Annotated in this window: 14 protein-coding genes; 8 read left to right on the plus strand and 6 right to left on the minus strand. The window is 61.6% G+C overall.

The genetic code is table 11. The features are described 5' to 3' along the window. Nucleotides 1-313: 313 nt before the first annotated feature. From ACEN83_RS20850 to ACEN83_RS20865, 4 genes are all read right to left on the minus strand, one after another. Nucleotides 314-748 carry a hypothetical protein gene (locus ACEN83_RS20850; protein WP_495580899.1) on the minus strand — a complete coding sequence of 145 codons (435 nt, stop codon included), beginning with the start codon at nucleotides 746-748 and terminating at the stop codon, nucleotides 314-316. Nucleotides 749-867: 119 nt separating this feature from the next. Further along, nucleotides 868-1368 (minus strand): DUF4822 domain-containing protein, encoded by a 501-nt coding sequence (locus ACEN83_RS20855; protein WP_495578282.1) that lies wholly within the window; start codon nucleotides 1366-1368, stop codon nucleotides 868-870. A gap of 784 nt (nucleotides 1369-2152) precedes the next feature. Further along, a complete protein-coding gene (locus ACEN83_RS20860) occupies nucleotides 2153-3274 on the minus strand; it encodes an LLM class flavin-dependent oxidoreductase (RefSeq protein WP_007977170.1) in 1122 nt (373 codons plus the stop codon). A gap of 139 nt (nucleotides 3275-3413) precedes the next feature. Further along, nucleotides 3414-4598: an acyl-CoA dehydrogenase family protein gene (locus tag ACEN83_RS20865; RefSeq protein ID WP_126050361.1), complete on the minus strand. Its 1185-nt coding sequence runs from the start codon at nucleotides 4596-4598 to the stop codon at nucleotides 3414-3416. 1376 nt (nucleotides 4599-5974) lie between these two features. Between ACEN83_RS20865 and ACEN83_RS20870 the strand changes: the two genes are divergently transcribed. The 6 genes from ACEN83_RS20870 (at nucleotide 5975) to ACEN83_RS20895 (ending at nucleotide 12623) form a co-directional block, all read left to right on the plus strand. Beyond that, nucleotides 5975-6490 (plus strand): flavin reductase family protein, encoded by a 516-nt coding sequence (locus ACEN83_RS20870; RefSeq protein WP_007976920.1) that lies wholly within the window; start codon nucleotides 5975-5977, stop codon nucleotides 6488-6490. A 9-nt stretch (nucleotides 6491-6499) separates the two neighbouring features. Beyond that, nucleotides 6500-8179 carry an FAD-binding protein gene (locus tag ACEN83_RS20875; RefSeq protein WP_495578283.1) on the plus strand — a complete coding sequence of 560 codons (1680 nt, stop codon included), beginning with the start codon at nucleotides 6500-6502 and terminating at the stop codon, nucleotides 8177-8179. Further along, nucleotides 8167-8922: a glucose 1-dehydrogenase gene (locus ACEN83_RS20880; RefSeq protein ID WP_495578284.1), complete on the plus strand. Its 756-nt coding sequence runs from the start codon at nucleotides 8167-8169 to the stop codon at nucleotides 8920-8922. The genes ACEN83_RS20875 and ACEN83_RS20880 overlap by 13 nt, the downstream gene beginning before the upstream one ends. A 13-nt stretch (nucleotides 8923-8935) precedes the next feature. Then, nucleotides 8936-10018, plus strand: a complete 1083-nt coding sequence (locus tag ACEN83_RS20885) for a 2Fe-2S iron-sulfur cluster-binding protein (protein ID WP_495578285.1) — start codon at nucleotides 8936-8938, stop codon at nucleotides 10016-10018. Between the two features lie 205 nt (nucleotides 10019-10223). After that, a complete protein-coding gene (locus tag ACEN83_RS20890; protein ID WP_095967411.1) occupies nucleotides 10224-10970 on the plus strand; it encodes an SDR family NAD(P)-dependent oxidoreductase in 747 nt (248 codons plus the stop codon). A gap of 72 nt (nucleotides 10971-11042) precedes the next feature. After that, a complete protein-coding gene (locus tag ACEN83_RS20895) occupies nucleotides 11043-12623 on the plus strand; it encodes a FadD3 family acyl-CoA ligase (protein WP_495578286.1) in 1581 nt (526 codons plus the stop codon). Between the two features lie 152 nt (nucleotides 12624-12775). Here ACEN83_RS20895 and ACEN83_RS20900 read toward each other — a convergent pair whose 3' ends face one another. Continuing rightward, nucleotides 12776-13654 (minus strand): SDR family NAD(P)-dependent oxidoreductase, encoded by an 879-nt coding sequence (locus tag ACEN83_RS20900; protein WP_495578287.1) that lies wholly within the window; start codon nucleotides 13652-13654, stop codon nucleotides 12776-12778. Beyond that, nucleotides 13651-15393: an FAD-binding protein gene (locus tag ACEN83_RS20905; protein WP_495578288.1), complete on the minus strand. Its 1743-nt coding sequence runs from the start codon at nucleotides 15391-15393 to the stop codon at nucleotides 13651-13653. Before ACEN83_RS20905 ends, ACEN83_RS20900 begins: the two co-directional genes overlap by 4 nt. An 891-nt stretch (nucleotides 15394-16284) precedes the next feature. On the opposite strand from ACEN83_RS20905, the gene ACEN83_RS20910 reads away from it, so the two are divergent. Together ACEN83_RS20910 and ACEN83_RS20915 are read left to right on the plus strand one after the other, a co-directional pair. Further along, a complete protein-coding gene (locus ACEN83_RS20910) occupies nucleotides 16285-17862 on the plus strand; it encodes a DUF1302 domain-containing protein (protein ID WP_495578289.1) in 1578 nt (525 codons plus the stop codon). A 23-nt stretch (nucleotides 17863-17885) separates the two neighbouring features. Further along, the gene (locus ACEN83_RS20915; RefSeq protein WP_495578290.1) at nucleotides 17886-19265 is read left to right on the plus strand and encodes a DUF1329 domain-containing protein; all 1380 of its coding nucleotides are present in this window, start codon (nucleotides 17886-17888) and stop codon (nucleotides 19263-19265) included. The last annotated feature ends 19 nt before the right edge of the window (nucleotides 19266-19284 follow it).

The raw sequence follows: 19284 nt of genomic DNA on the forward strand, positions 1-19284 counted from the left end.
GGCTGGTGCCGGGGGAGACTTTATGTAGGGCCTATTCAAACGGGTTCGGGGAGGGGCAACATCGTCCAATGGGACTAGCGGATTCAACCCTGCAGGAGCTGCCGAAGGCTGCGATCTTTTGATCTTGATCTTCAGTCACTCCAACTCCGCCAAAAGATCGCAGCCTGCGGCAGCTCCTACAACGGTGTGGTGGCTGTGGGATGAGTGCAGGCATAAAGAAACGGGCCATAAATGGCCCGTTTGAGGAAAGTGCGATTGTGTTCAAAGCCGAGGAAAATCCTACAGGCAAAGACGCTGCGCATTGGCTCTGTGATTACTGGGTAGACTTGGCTTCTCGCACTTTCTTTTGCTCTGCCAGGGCTATTTCCTTGAAATCATAGGTCGGAAAGAATTCTGTCCGGTAACTTCCCCACGCGGTGTTTTCGAGTGCGAGGTTGACCGCTGCGAGACGCGAGGCAGGCAGGCGCAAAACGATGACCTGTCCAATCCCCATGGTTATATTCCAGCTGACAACCTCCACCCCGGCCGGAGGGAACACCTTGTAAAAATCCTGTTTGGCGAGTTGCTCTTTCAACTCTCCCAATGGGCGCGATTGATCGTGCTTCAGGAAAACAGTCAGCATGAGTGCATTATCTGGCGTGGCGATAGCGTCTTTTGCGGCCGAAGGTGTTGTCGGCTGTGCATGGGCGCCAGCCGAGTATATTCCGGCCAGTAGTAGCGTAGACATCAATAGCGTTCTGATTTTCATACTCATGTCACACCTTTTATTTTATGGATTTTATGGATGCTACTTCAGAGTGGCGTCATTTAACGCGGACGTGTTGAAGTATCGAAATAACTACTTAATAAATGACTACCAAAAGGCATTTAGTTTGACATCGAGGTCTTTAAAGGCCCTCTGTAGGGCGCATGGACCACATAGATCCGGACAGGGGCATTGGTATCTACCATGTCGCGAGGCACCTCTCGTGAGTAGGTGAATTCTTCGTCATTCAACTTTTCCAGTCTTCTGACCACCGTTCTGACAGTTCCTTTATCAGGTACCAGAATATGTGTTGATTTGTCACCGGTGACAAGGAAGTAACCGCCGCCGCCATTGTCATACTTTGATTGCCCGGTATCGGTATAAAAAAATTCATAGCGATTACGTCCGGGATCCCACATGGATATTCCAACAACACCCGGATATTTTTCCTTGACGTCGACTTCCGGGGCTCCCTCTATATAAACCTTGGTTGTCAACCATTGAGGAGATGTGGCCAATGCCTGAATATCAGTCTTATCTTCCATCTGTTTTCCATGGCTGACAAGTGGACTGAGTAGTCCAGCGAGGAGCAGGCCTTTAAACATTGCGTTGTATTTTCGCATGGAATAATTCCTTGCCGATTTTAGTGGTGACGCTTGTTTGTTGTTTTTTGCCCTCAAAAAAACAATCGCTGCGAGCAGCTGATGAAATATAGAAGTGATATCAGCCGCCCACAATACTCAGGTATATATTTGAAACAATTACAGCAGTAATGACCTTCAATAAAGGCCAACAAAATAATGGGTGTTTTAACCTCTTCGTCAAGACCCGGAAATCCCTGTAGGAATTATCGATGGTCGCGATTTTCTCGGAGTCGATGTAAATCAAGATCAAAAGATCGCAGCCTTCGGCAGCTCCTACAGGGGCGTGTCAGGCGAGTTGTTCGATTTGATCGGTGTCCGACGGGTTGGGATTCCGACAGGCATTAAACAACCCTCACAAACACCCTGTAGGAGCTGCCGAAGGCTGCGATCTTTTGGCGGAGTTGGAATGACTGAAGATCAAGATCAAAAGATCGCAGCCTGCGGCAGCTCCTACAGAGGTGTGGTGGCTGAGGGAGTAGTGCAGGCATAAAAAAACGGGCCTTGGGGACCCGTTGGAAAGGTGACCTGACGTCCGTGCCAGGCCTGTAACACAAGCGATCAATTTCCTTGTGCTACTTCCTGTGGCGAGGGGGCTTGCCCCCGCTGGACTACGCAGTAGTCCCAAATCCAGGCGACACGGAATGTCTGAAAAACCGTGCAACCCTGTTTTGCGACCGCTGCGCGGCCGAACGGGGGCAAGCCCCCTCGCCACAGGTTCGGTCCGCATGGAGAACATTCGTTAACCAACAGGCCTCGTCCGGAATCAACCCTTGCGGAAGTGCGGAATCACCTTCTCGCCAATGTTCTTCAGCGTCTCGAGCTGCGCCCACTGCGGCACGGTGCCCATCTGGCAGATGAACAGGATTTCGTCGGCGCCGGCGTCGATCAGGCGTTGCACGTAGCCGATGCAATCCTCGACGGTGCCGTAGGCGTGGTTCGGGTTCATCATCGCCATGGTCGGGTCCGAGAAATCGACACTGACTTCTTCGGAGGCGAAGCGCGACTTGATCACGCTCTGGCCGTTGCCGTCGACGAAGGTGTCGTCCTTCCACTTCTCAGGATCCGGACGCTCGCCACCGCCGTACCAGTAGCCCAGGGACTCCATGAAGTAACGCTGGCCACGGATACCGATGCGGCGCGCCTCCTCGTTGTCGTCCAGCACGATGGCCGGGCACAGCGCGGCGATGTGCCGATTAGGGCGGAAACCCACTTGCTTCTTCTCATCGCGGTTGTCGTAGGCCGTGTGATACACCTCGACCTTCTTGGCGATTTCCTCCGGGCCACCGAAGCCCAGCACCAGCGCGCCCATGCCGCGACCGCCGGCATTCTTCAGCGATTCGGTGTTGGTGCACGCCAGGTACATCGGCGGGTGCGGGTCCTGATACGGTTTTGGATGGATCGGACGCTTGGGGATCTGCACGAAGTCGCCGTTGTGCTCGATCTCGTCTTGCACGAACATTTTCGGGATCAGGTACATCATCTCGTCGATCTGCGGCTGCAAGGTCGCCAGGTCGTAGCCGAAGGTGCCGGCTTCCTGCTGGGTGCCGCCCTTGCCGACGCCGAAGTGCACACGGCCCTTGGACAGCAGGTCGAGGGTGGCGATGCGCTCGGCGACTTTCACCGGGTGGTTCATCGCCGGAGGCAGGCAGACCACGCCGTGACCGATGCCGATGCGCTCGGTTTTACCGGCCACGAAAGCCAGCATGGTTTCCGGCGCGGACATGTGCGAGTAGTTGCTCAGCGCCGTGTGCTCTACACACCAGAAAGTGTCGAAGCCGAGCTTGTCGGCGAGGACGGCCTGCTCGACCGTGTCTTGGAAAATCTTGCGGTCGCCTTCGCGGCTGGAGTCCACCGTCTGGGCTTCGTAAATCAGGGAAAATTTCATGGTTGATCCTTGTGCTTATTTGGATGCGCAGTCGGCGCCGTAGACCTTCGCCTTACCGTCAATGCTCGTGCATCGACGGGGCGCTCGAATCACGCAAACGGACTAGCCCGTTTCATAGAAAAAGAGCTGTAGGGAAGCGTCAGAGGAAAAAGTCGCTGCTGTCCTGCCCCATGCTCACGCCGCCAAGGTTCCAGGCGTACTTGGCCGGGCTGTTGGCGACGTGGGCGCGACCGGTGTGAATGTCGCGGAAGGCACGGTTGATTGCGTGACTGCGGAAGATCGTCGAGGCACCGCTGTTGAACATCAGGTCGCCAACAGCCTTGGCGCACTTGTCGGCCACCAGCGCCGAGTCGTAACGCATCTTCACCCGCTCGGGCATGCTCAATGGCTCCCCCTTCTGCGCGCGCTCCAGCATCAGGGCGAAATTGCGGTGCAGCACGGTCTTGCACTCGTCGACGCAGACCATGGCATTGGCCAGCGACGATTGCGCGGCCGGGTCCTGGACCATCTTGCGACCGTCATTGACCCCGACTCGAGCGCGGTTGTGCTCGACAAACTGATCCACCGCACCTTGCAGGGCACCAATGGCCGAGGACGAAACGGCACGCACGAAAATCTGTCCGAACGGCAGGCGGAACAAGGGCGCGGTGTTCACAGCATTGCCCGGACTGTTCTGCATGAAACCGTCGAGCGCGCGATGGGTGCGGTACTCGGGAACGAAGGCGTTCTCCACCAGAATGTCGTGGGAGCCGGTGGCTTCCAGGCCCATGACATTCCAGTTGTCGAGAATCTGGTAGTCACTGCGCGGCACCAGGAACGTCCGATAATCCGGCGCCCCGCCCGCCTCTTCCGGCGGCACCAGCGCACCGAGGAACGCCCAGTCGCAGTGCTTGCTGCCGGAAGAAAATCCCCAACGGCCGCTCAACTTGAAACCACCGTCGACTCGCTCGACCTTGCCCACCGGCATGTAGGAAGACGAGATCAGCACGCTGGAATCGCTACCCCAGACATCTTGTGCGGCGCGGTCGTCGAACAGCGCCAGCTGCCAGTTATGGATCGCCACCACCCCCAGCACCCAGGCCGAAGACATGCAGCCTTCGGCCAGGGTCATCTGCACGTCGAAGAAATCCTTGGGCTCGAGCTCATAGCCTTCCCAACGGGACGGTTGCAGGATGCGAAAGAACCCGGCGTCGTGGAAATCCTTCAGGGTTTCTTCAGGCAACTGCCCGGCTTGCGCGGCGTTCAGGGCGCGTTCACGCAGGATCGGCACCAACTCACGGGCACGTTGGCTCAGACGCTGGCGAATCAGGTCTTGGTTGAGCATTTTTATTGTTCTCCTTTGTTCACCCCATCCGCCGGGGCGCGCGTGCAACGGGGCGGGTGTAGTGCCCCTACGCTGGCATTCAAACAATGCGCAAAGCGACGGGCATCCCTCAAACGGACCATGTGGTTTTGGGGAACTGGTATCTGGGTGGGGGTGAATCAGAAGGTGATGTGTTGGCTGGCAGGCCGTCTTCGCGGGCAGACCCACATTGAGCTCCCTGTTTTATTCGAGACTGGTGGCCACTGAAGATCACTGTGGGAGCTTGCTCGCGATGGCTTTGTGTCAGGCGGCATGGACTTTTGAGGGTGGACATATCCGTTTCTGCGGTAACGGCCGCTTAGGGTTCCGCTCTTACAGCGGGTCACTTTGAAAAGCGCAAAGTAACCAAACGCTCTTGCCCCTGACATTCGGTGCCTCGCCTAGGCTCGGCATGCCCTCGCTTCGGTCCTGCTCCGTGGGCCCGCCGCCATCGGCCATCCATGGCCGGGGGCGGCTAACCCGGCATCCATGCCGGGTTGCCCACTGCGCAGAACCTCCACTCGCCTCACGAGGGGGCGTACACCACAACGGCGCCCGAGGCGGCCTACAGGCCGGCCTGGTTCTGATGCATGCGCATTCCCCTGTAGGAGCTGTCGAGTGCAACGAGGCTGCGATCTTTTGGAGGTGATACATACACAAAATTCCAGTCGGCTGTCGGGCCGCCTTCGCGAGCAAGCTCTCTCCCACAGGAACTGAGTACAGCAGCAAGGTTTCTGCCGACCAGTAGTCCGCCATCGCTGGCAAGCCAGCTCCCACAGGGATTGGGGACATCTGCAAATATCAGGTCGGCTGCCAGGCCGCCTTCGCGAGCAAGTCGGATCGCCGCACCGCCCCTCCCACAGAAGAGCAAAAGCAGAGCAGCCCACACCGCGCCGCTTCTCACCACTCATCAGGCCGAGCGTTAGCTCGCCTGCAGCTCTTGATCTTGATCCACCCGCCCCCTCGGCAGGCTGAGCGCAGGTGTTCATCCGGGGATGGGCGCGCAGCGCCGTTCGACGCAGTCGAACTCATTGCATGTAGGTCGAAGCGAAGCCGACCGGAGGGCAATGCCCCCGGATGAATACCGGAGCGAAGGAACGCCGAGCCTCAGCGAGGGGCCGTACGTAAGGGGCGAGCGTTTTTTTGGTTACTTTTTTTAGGCGCTTGTAAAAAAAGTGACTCGCCGTAAGGGCGAAACCATAAGCCGCCGTTACCAAAAAAACGGATATGTACACAACACAACATCAGCCTGGTCGGCCCAGAGGCCGCCAAGGCCTAGTCCCCTCGGACGATGTTCCAAATAGACACCAGAGCAAGAATCCATCGCACTCCACCCCCAACAAAAAAGGCCCAGTGCGATGAACGACGCCAATCTCAAAGCCGACATGCTCCAGGCCATGCGCCGCCTGGCCAAGTCCGTCACCATTATCAGCACCAGCAACGGCTCCGAACGCTTCGCCATGGCCGCCACCGCGGTCGACTCCCTGAGCACCGAACCGCCATCGCTGCTGATCTGTGTCAACAAGACCGCCTCGCCCCACGCCGCACTGGCGACCGGCGCCGACTTCTGCGTGAACATCCTCGGTGTCGAACAACAAGACCTGGCCAACCTGTGCAGCGGCGCGATCAAGGGCGAAGCGCGCTTCGACCGTGGCAACTGGCTCACCAGCCCCGGCGGCATTCCTTACCTGGGCGACGCACAGTCGGCGATCCTCTGCCGCCAGGACGGCCACTTCAGCTACGGCACCCACACCGTGTTCATCGGACGCATCCTGCAGATTCACACCACTGACGCCATCACCCCGCTGGTCTACCTCGACGGCAGCTACACCACCACCGCCAAACCCGCACCTTCTCTCGCAGCCGCTGGCTGAGGCCCGAACATGGACAGCCTGAACCGGTTGACGGCGCTGCGAGTGAACAGCGCCGACCCGTTGCCATGGGATGACCGCTGCGACTTGCTGATCGTCGGGTTTGGCGGAGCCGGCGCCTGTGCCGCCATCGAAGCCAGCACTCGCGGCCTGTCGGTGCTCGCCCTGGATCGCTTCGAAGGCGGTGGCGCCACGGCACTCAGCGGTGGCGTGGTCTATGCCGGCGGCGGTACGCCATATCAGCGCCAGGCTGGCTATGAAGACACCAGCGAGGCGATGTTCAATTACCTGCGCCAGGAAGTCGGCGAGGCCGTCAGCCTCGAGACACTACGGGATTTCTGCGAAGGCAGCCGTGAGCAACTGGCCTGGCTGGAGCGTCAAGGCACGGCCTTCGAAGCCAGCGTGCCGCCGCACAAGACCTCGTACCCGAGCGATCAGTACTACCTCTATTACTCGGGCAACGAAGCCGTACCGGCCTATGCCGCCAGCGCCAAACCAGCGCCACGGGGTCACCGCACCAAAGGCCCGGGCATGTCCGGCGCCAGCCTGTTCGCCCCGCTCAAGGCCAGCGCCTTGCGCCACGGCGCACGCCTGCGCAGTCAGTGTGAAGTGCGGCGGCTGGTGCTCGACCTCGACGACAAGGTCCTCGGCGTCGAAGCCTGGCAGTTGCCGTCGGGCAGCCGCGCCGCCCGGCAACATGCGCGGCTGTCGCGCTGGGCCGCGGCCATTCATATGTACGCTCCGGCCCTGGCCGACCGCTTGCGCGCCCGTCAACGTCGCATCGAACAGACCTGCGCCATCCGCCAATTGATTCGCGCCGAACAGGCAGTGCTGTTGAGCAGCGGTGGTTTCATCTTCAATCGCGATCTGGTGAGCCAGCACGCGCCGCAGTACCTGGCCGGTCTGCCGCTGGGCGCCACCGGGTGCAATGGCAGCGGCATCGCCCTGGGCCAGAGCGCCGGTGGCAGCGTGGCGCGGATGGACAAGGTCAGCGCCTGGCGTTTCATCAATCCGCCGCTGGCCTGGGCTCGCGGGCTGATCGTCAATGCCCGGGGACAACGTTACGCCAACGAAGAAATCTACGGCGCGACCCTCGGCCACGCCATGGTCGAAGAACAGGATGGCCGCGCCATTCTGCTGCTCAACCGCGCGCTGGTCGGCGAAGCGTTGCGTCAGGTCGGCCCGGGCAAAGTGTGGAATTTCCAGCGCCTGCCAGTGCTGCTCAATTTGCTGTTCAACGCCAAACGCAGCACCAGCCTGGCCGGGTTGGCCAAGCGCTGCCATCTGCCGCCGGAACTGCTGCGCCAGAGTGTCGAACGCTATAGCCGCGCGGCACGCGGTGAAGTCGCCGACGAGTTCGGCAAATCCGCGGCGATGCTCGCCAACCTCGATCAGGGCCCGTGGTATGCCCTCGACCTTTCATTCGCCAGCAAACTGTTCCCCTGCCCGGTCATCACCCTGGGCGGGTTGAAAGTCTGCGAGGCCAGCGGTCGGGTGCTGGACCACGCCGGCCAACCAATAAACGGCCTGTACAGCGCCGGCCGCAATGCGGTCGGGGTCGCCTCCAACCTCTATGTCTCCGGCCTGTCACTGGCCGACTGCATCTATTCCGGTCGCCGGGCTGCCGCCCACGTGGCCGACCAATTCGCACTTCAAACCGCACGATCAGGAGAACAACAATGCAACGTGTAGAAGGCAAAGTCTGCATCATCACCGGCGCCGCCAGCGGCATTGGTCGCGAAGACGCTCTGCTGCTGGCCCGCGAAGGCGCCAAAGTGGTACTGACCGACCTCAACGAAGAAGCCGGCCGCCATGTCGCCGCAGAAATCGGCGCCAACGCGCTGTTCATCCGCCACGACATCACCAGCGAAAGCGACTGGCAACACGTGGTCAAGACCACAGTCGAACGCTTCGGCCGCCTCGACGTACTGGTCAACAACGCCGCGATCCTGGCCCTGGGCAGCATCGAAGACACCACCCTGGAGCTGTGGCAGAAGGTGCAGAAGATCAACGGCGACGGCTACTTCCTCGGTTGCAAGTACGCCATCCAGGCGATGAAGGAAAGCGGTGGCGGCTCGATCATCAACATGTCGTCGGTCGCCGCCCTGGGCGCCATGCCGATGTTCTGCGCTTACTCGGCGTCCAAAGGCGCGGTGGCGGCGATGACCCGCTCCATCGCCCTGCACTGCAAGCAGCAGGGCTATCGCATTCGCTGCAACAGCGTGCACCCCGATGGCGTGAACACGCCGATGACCCAGGCCCTGGCCGGTGGTCAGCCGATCCCGCAGGAAGCGCTGGACCAGGACCCGATGAACCGCATGGCGGCGCCACGGGACATTGCCAACGTGGTGCTGTTCCTCGCCACCGACGAGTCGCGGTTCGTCAACGGTGCCGAGATCCGCGTCGACAACGCCCAACTGATCAGCGGGCTCTGAGGTCGAGGTGAACATGGGCACGCAACAACAGAACCTGACCCCGGCCGAATCGACGACGGCAAGCGTCTCATTGCAAGTGTGCGCGGTGATCGACGAGACCGCCGATGCGCGCTCGCTGGTGCTGGACATACCGCCAACCCTGCGTGAGCGCTTTCGCTACAAACCGGGCCAGTTCCTGAGTTTTCGCGTGCCCTTCGCCGGCAAACTGTTGACCCGCTGCTACTCCATGGCCAGTTCGCCCCTCGCGGACGCACTGCCCAAGGTCACGGTGAAACGGGTCGACGGCGGCCGGGTGTCGAACTGGATGAACGAAGTCCAGGTCGGCGACTGGCTGGAAGTGTTGCCACCGGCCGGGCATTTCTGCCTGGACCCGCAGGCGGACACCGAAAAGCCCCTGGTCCTGTTCGGGGGCGGTTCGGGCATCACCCCGGTGTTTTCCATTCTCAAATCAGTGCTCCATGGCAGCCGGCGGCCGATCAAGTTGATCTACGCCAACCGCGATGAGGCGTCGGTGATTTTCAAGGACGAGCTGTGCCGGTTGATCAAGGCGCATCCTGATCAATTGCACGTGGTGCACGTCCTCGATTCGGTGCAGGGCTTCCTGACGGACCATCAGGTCCATCATCTGCTGCGCGGATCGGCCGGCGGCGACTACTTCATCTGCGGGCCGGGTCCTTTCATGGACACCGTGGAGCGCACGCTGCTGGCACTGGGCGAAGCGGCCGAACGCATTCATGTCGAACGCTTCGTCTCGCCCCCGGACCCCGACGAGCTGTTGGCCGAAGAGGCCGTGGCGCGAGCCGCGGCCATGCAGTCGCAATGCGAAGCGCTGATCGTCGAACTCGACGGCCAGCAACACGAAATTGCCTGCCAACCCGGCGACACCTTGCTGCAAAGTTGCAAAGCGGCTGGCCTCGACGTGCCGTCGTCCTGTGAAGAAGGTTTTTGCGGGGCCTGCATGTGCGTGGTCAAGGAAGGTGAAGTCCAGTTGGCGCGCAACGACGTACTGACCCCCAAGGAACTCGCCGACGGCTGGACGCTGGCCTGCCAGAGCCGCCCGACGGGTGCCCGGGTACGCCTGAAATTCCCGGATTAAGGCTACGCATAACCCTGTAGGAGCTGCCGCAGGCTGCGATCTTTTGATCTTGCCTTTGAAAATCAAAAGATCGCAGCCTGCGGCAGCTCCTACAGGGGATTGCGTACAGGCTTTGTCGCCTTAGTCTCAACGGACGATCACTCAGGCCCGGTCTGCAGTTAGACTCGGCCACAGCATTAGCCCACAACAATAAAGAGGTGCAGTTATGGCTCGTTTGCAGAACAAGGTCGCGGTGGTCACCGGCGGCGCTTCGGGGATCGGTCTGGCCTGCGTGCGCCGTTTCGCGGCCGAAGGCGCGCAAGTGGTCGGGCTGGACATCGGCAGCGCCCCGGCAGACTTCCCCGGCCTGTTCATGACCCTCGACGTGCGCGACGAAGCGCAGGTGCAGCAGGTCATGCAAGACGTCATCAGCCGCTTCGGGCGCATCGATATTCTGGTCAACGCCGCCGGCGTCGCCGACCAGGGCAGCGTGACCCAGACCACCACCGCCAACTGGCAACGGGTGATGGACATCAACCTGACCGGCAGCATGCTCACCAGCAAGTACGCGCTGGCGTCGATGGTGGAGCAGCGCGGTGGTTCGATCATCAACGTCGGTTCGATCTTCGGCCTGCAAGGCTGCGACGGCAACGTGGCCTACAACGTGTCCAAGGGCGGCATCAACCAGCTGACCCGCTCGATGGCCATCGATTACGGCTACGCCAACATTCGCGTCAACGGCCTGTGCCCGGGCCTGATCGAAACGCCGATGACCAGCATGGTCCGTGACAACGATGCGTTCCACGCCTTCTTCGCCTCGCAGCACATGCTCAGCCGCTCCGGGCAACCGGAAGAAGTGGCCAATGTCGCGCTGTTCCTGGCTTCGGACGAAGCGTCCTTTGTCAGCGGCCAGATGATCGCCGTGGACGGTGGTTTCTCCGCCGGTCGCCGTTTCGCCCCGCCCGCCCAGTAATTCGCAATCCGGCCGGGCGCCCTGCCCGGCCTACTCCCTTTTTCGTCATTGTCTTCTAACCGGGGAGGCCCCATGCCGCCTGTCGCCACCGCACTGACCATCGCTCAACTGTTCGCCAACGCTGCCCAGGCCTACGGCGACCGCCCGGCCATCGAGGACGCGGGCCACAGCATCAGCTATCGACAACTCGACCAGTTGCGTCGCCAGGCTGCCCGCGCACTGCTGGCCCTCGACGTACAGGTCGGGGACCGCGTGGCGATCTGGGCGCCCAACGTATGGGAATGGATCGTCGCCGCCGGCGCCCTGCAAAGTGTCGGCGCCGCCCTGGTACCGCTCAACACCCGGATGAAGGGCAGCGAGGCGGGCTACATCCTGCGCGAAAGCGGCACCTGCGTGCTGTTCGCCATCGGCGAATTCCTCGGCGCGGACTACCCCGGCATGCTGGTGTCGGAAGACCTCCCTGAGCTGCGTCACATCGTCAGCCTGCGCGGCGCCAATCCGGGCACCCTGGCCTGGGAGCGGTTCATGGATCTGGCGGCCGACGTGCCGCAACTGGCCCTGCGCACCCGCGAGCAAAGCGTTGGCCCGCAAGCCTTGTCCGATGTGCTGTTCACCTCGGGCACCACCGGCAAGCCCAAAGGCGTGATGACCAGCCACGGCCAGAACCTGCGCATCGTGCGCGACTGGAGTGACATCGTCGGACTGCGCGAGAGCGATCGCTACCTGATCGTCAATCCGTTCTTCCATTCCTTTGGCTACAAGGCCGGCTGGCTGGCCGCATTGATGCGTGGCTGCACTCTCCTGCCGCAGCAAGTGTTCGACGTGCAGGCCGTGCTTGAATGCGTGCAGCGCGAACGCATCACCGTGTTGCCCGGGCCGCCGACGCTGTATCAATCGTTGCTGGCCCATCCGCAACGCGGCGAGTTCGACCTGGGCTCATTGCGGGTAGCGGTAACCGGCGCGGCGGCGATCCCGGTGGAGATGATCCACCGCATGCGCGACGAACTGGGGTTCGCCACCATCGTCACCGCGTATGGCCTGACGGAAGTCTGCGGTTTCGCCACGATCTGCCGCTCCGGTGATTCCGCGGAACTGGTCGCCAACACCAGTGGCCGGGCGATGCCTGGGGTGGAAGTGCGCTGTGTCGGCAACACGGGTCGCAGCCAACCGGCGAACACTCCCGGTGAAGTGCAGATTCGCGGTTACAACCTGATGCAGGGTTACCTCAACAACCCCGACGCCAGCCAGGAAATTCTCGACGCCGACGGCTGGCTGCACACCGGCGACATCGGCATGCTCGATGAACAGGGTTATCTGCGCATCACCGATCGCCTCAAGGACATGTTCATCACCGGTGGCTTCAACGTGTACCCGGCGGAGATCGAACAGTGTCTGCTGACCTACCCGGGCGTGGCCCAGGCCGCGGTGATCGGTATTCCCGATGAGCGCATGGGTGAGGTGGCGATGGCGTTCCTGTTGCCGGCACCCGGAATGGAAATCGAGCAGGCGCGATTCCTCGCCTGGTGCCGTGAGCAGATGGCCAACTACAAGGTGCCGCGCCGGGTGCAGGTGCTGCAGAGCATGCCGATCAATGCGGCGGGCAAAGTGACGAAGAATGTGTTGCGCGAGTGGGCATTGCAGCCAGTCAGTTAAGCGTCGGCGATATTTTGATTAATGCCACATTACCTGTGGGAGCGGGCTTGCCCGCGATGGGGGTGTGTCAGTCAACATCAATGTTGAAGCTGACGCCCTCATCGCGGGCAAGCCCGCTCCCACAGGTTTGTGTGTGCCTGACGACTGTGAATTCAGACCACCCGCGCCGGATGCTGCTGGCGAGGGTCGCCGAGCATGGCGCGGTGCGACGGCGGCTGGCGGCCTTCGGCTTCGCTGATGCCGTAGCCGGGAGCGATTTCGGCGGTGATCAAGGTCTGCCCGGATAGCGCCATCAACTGTGGATCATTGAGCAAGGCATGGATCACCCGCCCATTGAACTGCGGGGTTTCGGCATGGGCGAGAAACGCCTGGTACTGCTCGCCATGCTGCTCGCCGGCAATCTTCGTGCGTTCGGTCAGTTGGGGGCCGAGCCACAGCGACAACGCCGCCACGCCCTGCCCCTCGAAATCGATCGCCATGTCCGCCGCCAGTTTGTCGACCCCGGCCTTTTGCGCACCGTACGCCGGGCCGTGCATGTAGCACCCGGCCCCGAACGACGAAGTGAAGCAAATCAGTCCTTGGGTACTTTTGAGCAACAGCGGCGCGGCGTAGTAGCTGGCGATGTAGGCCGAGCGCAGGCCCACGTCAAGAATGCGCACCAGGTCCAGGGGTTTGGCCCAGAACGGTCCGGGTTCGATCAACTGGTCATGAATGAACGCGGCGTTGTTCACCAGCAAATCCAGATGCCCGCACTCGGCTTCTACTCGGGCAAACAGCGCCCGGACCTGCGCGTCATCGGCGTGGTCACAGACCACCGCGATACCGCGTCCACCGGCGGCGGTGATCGCGGCGGCGGTGTCCTCCAGCGAGCCGCACAAGGCATGCCCATACAGATTCGAGCCGCCCTGCGCCGGGGCGCGGCCAGTGATGTATACGGTCATGCCCGCCGCACCGAGGGCCAGGGCGATGCCCTGGCCCACTCCGCGACTGGCACCGGTCACGATAGCGATTTGTTGACGTGGCTGATTCATTCAACGCTCCCGAACAAGGTTTTGGCCGAAGCGGTTTCGCTCTGGCGCTTGATGTGATTGGCGGCCAGGTAGCCGAAGGTCATGGCCGGGCCGATGGTCGAGCCGGCACCTGGATAAGTGCGGCCCATCATCGAGGCGGCGCTGTTGCCGATGGCGTACAGGCCGTTGATCGGTTGCCCGTCTTCGTGCAACACGCGGGCGTGCACGTCGGTCAGCAGCCCCCCCTTGGTGCCGATGTCACCGGCGTCGATGCGCACGGCGTAGAACGGTCCCTTGAGCAACGGTGCCAGGCACGGATTGGGTTGCACGTTCGGGTCGCCGTAGTAGCGGTCGAACAGTGAGTCTCCCTTGTGGAAATCCTCGTCGACGCCCTGCACGGCCATGCCGTTGAAGCGCTGCACGGTGCGCAGCAGCCCGCCAGCGTCGACGCCGATTTTTGTCGCCAGCTCTTCCAGGCTCGACGCCTTGTGGAAGTAGTCGCGCAGATGCTCGGGCAATTGCCAATCGCGCTGGGCATAGCCCGGCAGCAAGGCACCGCACGGGTATTTGCGGCGGAACTCGGCGTCGAACACCATCCAGCACGGCACGCTCGCGGCGCCTTCGCGGTTGTTGGCGTACATCGCATAAACGATGTCGGTATAGGGCGCGGCTTCATTGACGAAACGTTCGCCTGCGGCGTTGACCATCACGCACCCCGGCAAGGTACGTTCGACGAACAACGCACGCTGCTTCTCTTCGCCCTTGACGTAAGTAGTTGGCGCCCACCAGCTGTGCTCCATCAACGCGGTCCGCGCACCAATGGCCTGGCCGGCGCGAATGCCGTCGCCGGTATTGTTCGGCGGCGTGGCACTCCAGTTGGCCCGGGACGGCTGCGGCAGGTACTGCTCGCGCATCGCCTGGTTGCGCTCGAAACCACCGGCAGCAACGATCACCCCGTAGCGCGCCTTGACGTTGAGCAACTGACCGTTGCGATTGACCCGCGCACCGCCGACCCGGTCGCCGACCAACAGCAGTTCTTCGAGCGCACAGTTGAGCCACAGGGATTTACCGCGGTCCTGCAACGAACAGCGCAAGGCACCGATCAAGGCATTGCCCAGGGTCAGGTAGCGGTCACGGCGGGACAAGCGTCGCCCCTCGCGGTCACGCCAGTAGCGCCACATCACCCGCAGGGTCAGGCGCAACCAGCCGGGGCCACGACACAGCAGCACTTGCGCCTCTTTCATGGTCATCGCCATGCGCCCCATCATCAGGGTGCCGGGGGACGGTGCGCGCATGCGCAGGAATTCTTCGCCGAGTTCGGCGGCATCGAAAGGTTGTGGATCCATCGAGCGATAGCCCGGTTTGCCGCCCGCGACTTCCGGGTAGTAATCGGCGTAGCGAGGTTGCGCCTCGAAGCGCACCCGGGTGTGTCTTTCCAGGTACTCGACCATCTCCCGGCCATGTTCGACATAGGCCTCGATGCGCCCGTCGTCGATCTCGCCATGGGTCACGGCGCGGATGTAGGCAATCGCTTCGGCTGCCGAATCACTGCCGCCGAGTGCATTGATCCGGTGGTTGTTGGGGATCCAGATGCCACCGCCGGACACCGCCGAGGTGCCGCCGTACTCGCCGCTCTTCTCGATCAGCAGCGCATTCAGGCCCAGGTCGTGGGCGCGCAGCGCAGCGGTCATGCCCCCGGCTCCCGAGCCAATCACCAACACATCACAACACTCGTCCCATTTGATCCCGGCAGCGTTCATGCGATCACCCTTGTTCAGCGCCCATCAGGCAGAAACCGCCACCGCCGGATCTTCGCCCGGTGCAGTCGGTCTCGGGATTGTTCGCCGCACGCGCCGGGTGTTCATCGTCCGATGGGACTAAGCCGAAGACCGCAGCTCCCTGTAGGAGCTGTCGAGTGCAACGAGGCTGCGATCTTTTAAAGGCCAGATCAAAAGATCGCAGCCTACGGCAGCTCCTACAGCGAAAACCGCAGCGCCCCACTCCCTGTAGGAGCTGTCGAGTGCAACGAGGCTGCGATCCTTCAAAGGCCAGATCAAAAGATCGCAGCCTTCGGCAGCTCCTACAGCGAAGACCGCAGCGCCCCACTCCCTGTAGGAGCTGTCGAGTGCAACGAGGCTGCGATCCTTCAAAGGCCAGATCAAAAGATCGCAGCCTGCGGCAGCTCCTACAGCGAGAACCGCAGCGCCCCATTCCCTGTAGGAGCTGTCGAGTGCAACGAGGCTGCGATCCTTCAAAGGCCAGATCAAAAGATCGCAGCCTGCGGCAGCTCCTACAGAGAAGACCGCAGCGCCCCATTCCCTGTAGGAGCTGTCGAGTGCAACGAGGGTGCGATCCTTCAAAGGCCAGATCAAAAGATCGCAGCCTGCGGCAGCTCCTACAGCGAGAACCGCAGCGCCCCACTCCCTGTAGGAGCTGTCGAGTGCAACGAGGCTGCGATCTTTTAAAGGCCAGATCAAAAGATCGCAGCCTGCGGCAGCTCCTACAGCGATCCGGTGTGGCGGTTCCCGTACAAATCGCTTAGTCCGCTTGGACGATGTTGCGCGCAAGTCGTGACTCCATAGTCGCCCACAGCACCAATCACCCCCCTGAAATGCAGGTCGGGCAGGTCTGACCTGGGCCATGAGGACGACATGATAAAAACAATAATCGCCCCACCAACACAGCACCCTCGCGTACAGCTGGCATTGCTGTTGCTGGCTGGCGGATTAAGCGCTCACGTTAACGCCATGAGCTTTCAGCCGAGCGAAGACTTGAGCATCGACTGGGACACCACACTGACGTACAGCCTCGCCTGGCGGACCGAGTCTCGCGATCACAAACTGACTGCCGATGCCAACGCCAACGACGGCGACAACGCCTTCGACAAAGGCAGCCTGATCAACAACCGCAGCGGCTTTCTCACCGAAGCCAACATCAAGTGGCAAGACAACTACGGCGTGTTCGTCCGCGCGACGGGCTTCTACGACAACGTCTACGATCAGGGCAACGACAACACCACTGGCACCTCGAACTGCTTCGCCGGTGGCCATTGCAGCCAACCCGACCGTTTCTCCCAGGACACCGTCGACCAGCATCGCAATGAACTGCGCATGCTCGATTACTACGCCTACGGTACCTGGGACGTGAGCGGCCACGCCCTCAACGCGCGCCTGGGTAATCAGGTGGTGAGCTGGGGTGAAAGCCTGTTCTACCCGGGTATTTCCGCAGCGCAGAGCCCGGTCGATGCGACCAAGGCGACCACCCCGGGCGTCGAGGTCAAGGAAATCCTGCTGCCGGTCGGCCAACTGTTCACCCAGTTCGCCCTGACCGAAAGCCTGGGTATCCAGGCGTACTACCAATACAAGTGGGAAAAGACCGAACTGTTCGGCGTGGGCAGCTACTTCTCCACCACCGACTTCATCGATGAGGGCGGCTTCAACGACGCCTCCGGTTTCGTCACCCGCCTCAAGGACGACAAGCCGAGCGACAGCGGCCAGTACGGCCTGGCCTTCACCTACGCTGCCGAGTCGTTGAACAACACCGAGTTCGGCATCTACTACTCGCGCTATCACGACAAGACCCCGTCGCTGGACTTCGCGACAACGCTGGGCCGCTACCAGGTGCGCTACTTCGACAACATCGACCTGTTCGGCGCGAGCTTCGCCACCGTGCTGGGCGACGTCAGCTGGGCCGGTGAAGTCAGCTACCGCGACGGCACGCCAGTGATGGTCGACAACGGTTTCTCCAGCCCCGTGCGTGGCAAGACCGTGCAGGCGCAAACGTCGATGATCTACGTGCTCGGCCCGACCTCCTTCGCCGACAACACCACCCTGACCGGTGAGCTGGTCTACAACACCGTGGTCAGCAACGACAAGTCGCAGCCGGTCACCCTGGCGCCGGGCTTCGCGCTGCCGGGAACCGACAGCCTGGTCTATGACCGCGATGCCTGGGGCTACACGGTGCAGGCGAACTTTGACTACAACGACGTATTCAGCGGATGGGACATGTCGGTGCCTGTCACCTTCAGCGCCGCCGCCCACGGCGACAGTTCGATGGTCGGCTCGATCAACGCCGGCCAGAACGATAACCGCGCCAGCATCGGCAGTTCGTGGCGCTACCTGGGCAACTTCACCGTCGAGGCCCGCTACAACGCCTACCTCGGCAACGCCAACAACAGCCCGTTGGCCGACCGCGACAACGTCGCGCTCAACTTCAAGTACCGGTTCTGATTCCCCAATCGGAGGAGCACAGCATGTCCAGATTCACCCAAACATTATTGAGCACGGCGCTGACCGTCAGCCTGCTCGGCAGTGGCCTGGCCTACGCCAAGGTCAGCCCTGAAGAAGCCGCCCACCTGGGCCAGGACCTGACCCCGATGGGCGCCGAAAAAGCCGGCAACGCCGACGGCAGCATCCCGGCCTGGTCCGGCAAATGGCGCGGCCTGCCGCCCGGCCTCAAATACGCCGGTCCGGGCACGCCGTACCCGGACCCGTACGCCGCGGAAAAACCGCTGTTCGTGATCGATTCGAAGAACATGGACAAGTACGCCGACAACCTGACCGATGGCCAGAAAGCGTTGCTCAAGCGTTACCCTGACACGTTCAAGATCCCGGTGTACCCGAGCCACCGCGACTTCCGCCTCGATCAGCGCCTTGAAGACCAGGTCAAGAAAAACGCCGTCACTGCCGAACTCGACAATGACAACAACGACACGAAGAACGCGTGGGGAGCTTCGCCGTTCCCGATCCCGAAGAACGGCAGCGAGTTGATGTTCAACCATACCTTGCAGGGGCGCGCCAGCACTGAAGAGGCCAACTACGGCCAGGCGGTGGTGTACTCCAACAAGGAAAAGGTGCTCGAAGAGGTCAACTACAAGATCTTCTCGATCTGGTCGAGCCCGGACAAGAGCCTGGAAGCTGCGAACGGTGTATTCACCCACTTCCTGATCACCACCCTGGAGCCGGTGCGCAAGAAAGGCGAGATCGTGGTCGGCCACGAGTTCATCAACCCGACCGCCTCCCCGCGCCAGGCCTGGCAGTACAGCCCGGGTCAACGCCGGGTACGTCGCGCACCGACCGTGGGCTACGATTCGCCGACCGGCGCCGGTGGTTTTCGCGTGTACGACGAAGACCGTTTGTTCAACGGTGCGCCGGACCGCTACAACTGGACCATCGTCGGCAAGAAAGAGATCTACATCCCGTACCACAACTACAAGATCGACGACCCGAGCGTAACGGCCGACCAGATCCTGGACACTACCGGTCACGTCGATCCGCAGTACATGCGCTACGAGAAACACCGAGTCTGGGTGTTGCAGGCCAACCTCAAGGAAGGCGCCCGCCACGTGTATGCCAAGCGCGTGCTGTACCTCGACGAAGACACCTGGTCGGCCACCATGGCCGACAACTACGACAGCCGTGGCCAGTTGTGGCGCACCAACATGCAGACCTCGATCTACGCCTACGAGATGCAGCGCTACCACGCTCGCCTCGGCATCTACCACGACCTGATCGCCGGCTCCTACCTGGTTGACCGCATGCTGGTCGATCAGAAACCGGCCAAGCTCAACGCCACCGCCTTCACCGAAGACGAATTCACCCCTGGCAACCTGCGCAAACTCGGCACCCGCTAAACTCACCGCGCCCCGACCG

This window comes from Pseudomonas sp. Pseusp49, assembly GCF_059491875.1.

What these genes read in the sequence shown, in the direction of transcription:
- ACEN83_RS20850 (WP_495580899.1), bottom strand. Translation starts at nt 748, where the DNA reads ATGAAAATCAGAACGCTATTGATGTCTACGCTACTACTGGCCGGAATA.
- ACEN83_RS20855 (WP_495578282.1), bottom strand. Translation starts at nt 1,368, where the DNA reads ATGCGAAAATACAACGCAATGTTTAAAGGCCTGCTCCTCGCTGGACTA.
- ACEN83_RS20860 (WP_007977170.1), bottom strand. Translation starts at nt 3,274, where the DNA reads ATGAAATTTTCCCTGATTTACGAAGCCCAGACGGTGGACTCCAGCCGC.
- ACEN83_RS20865 (WP_126050361.1), bottom strand. Translation starts at nt 4,598, where the DNA reads ATGCTCAACCAAGACCTGATTCGCCAGCGTCTGAGCCAACGTGCCCGT.
- ACEN83_RS20870 (WP_007976920.1), top strand. Translation starts at nt 5,975, where the DNA reads ATGAACGACGCCAATCTCAAAGCCGACATGCTCCAGGCCATGCGCCGC.
- ACEN83_RS20875 (WP_495578283.1), top strand. Translation starts at nt 6,500, where the DNA reads ATGGACAGCCTGAACCGGTTGACGGCGCTGCGAGTGAACAGCGCCGAC.
- ACEN83_RS20880 (WP_495578284.1), top strand. Translation starts at nt 8,167, where the DNA reads ATGCAACGTGTAGAAGGCAAAGTCTGCATCATCACCGGCGCCGCCAGC.
- ACEN83_RS20885 (WP_495578285.1), top strand. Translation starts at nt 8,936, where the DNA reads ATGGGCACGCAACAACAGAACCTGACCCCGGCCGAATCGACGACGGCA.
- ACEN83_RS20890 (WP_095967411.1), top strand. Translation starts at nt 10,224, where the DNA reads ATGGCTCGTTTGCAGAACAAGGTCGCGGTGGTCACCGGCGGCGCTTCG.
- ACEN83_RS20895 (WP_495578286.1), top strand. Translation starts at nt 11,043, where the DNA reads ATGCCGCCTGTCGCCACCGCACTGACCATCGCTCAACTGTTCGCCAAC.
- ACEN83_RS20900 (WP_495578287.1), bottom strand. Translation starts at nt 13,654, where the DNA reads ATGAATCAGCCACGTCAACAAATCGCTATCGTGACCGGTGCCAGTCGC.
- ACEN83_RS20905 (WP_495578288.1), bottom strand. Translation starts at nt 15,393, where the DNA reads ATGAACGCTGCCGGGATCAAATGGGACGAGTGTTGTGATGTGTTGGTG.
- ACEN83_RS20910 (WP_495578289.1), top strand. Translation starts at nt 16,285, where the DNA reads ATGATAAAAACAATAATCGCCCCACCAACACAGCACCCTCGCGTACAG.
- ACEN83_RS20915 (WP_495578290.1), top strand. Translation starts at nt 17,886, where the DNA reads ATGTCCAGATTCACCCAAACATTATTGAGCACGGCGCTGACCGTCAGC.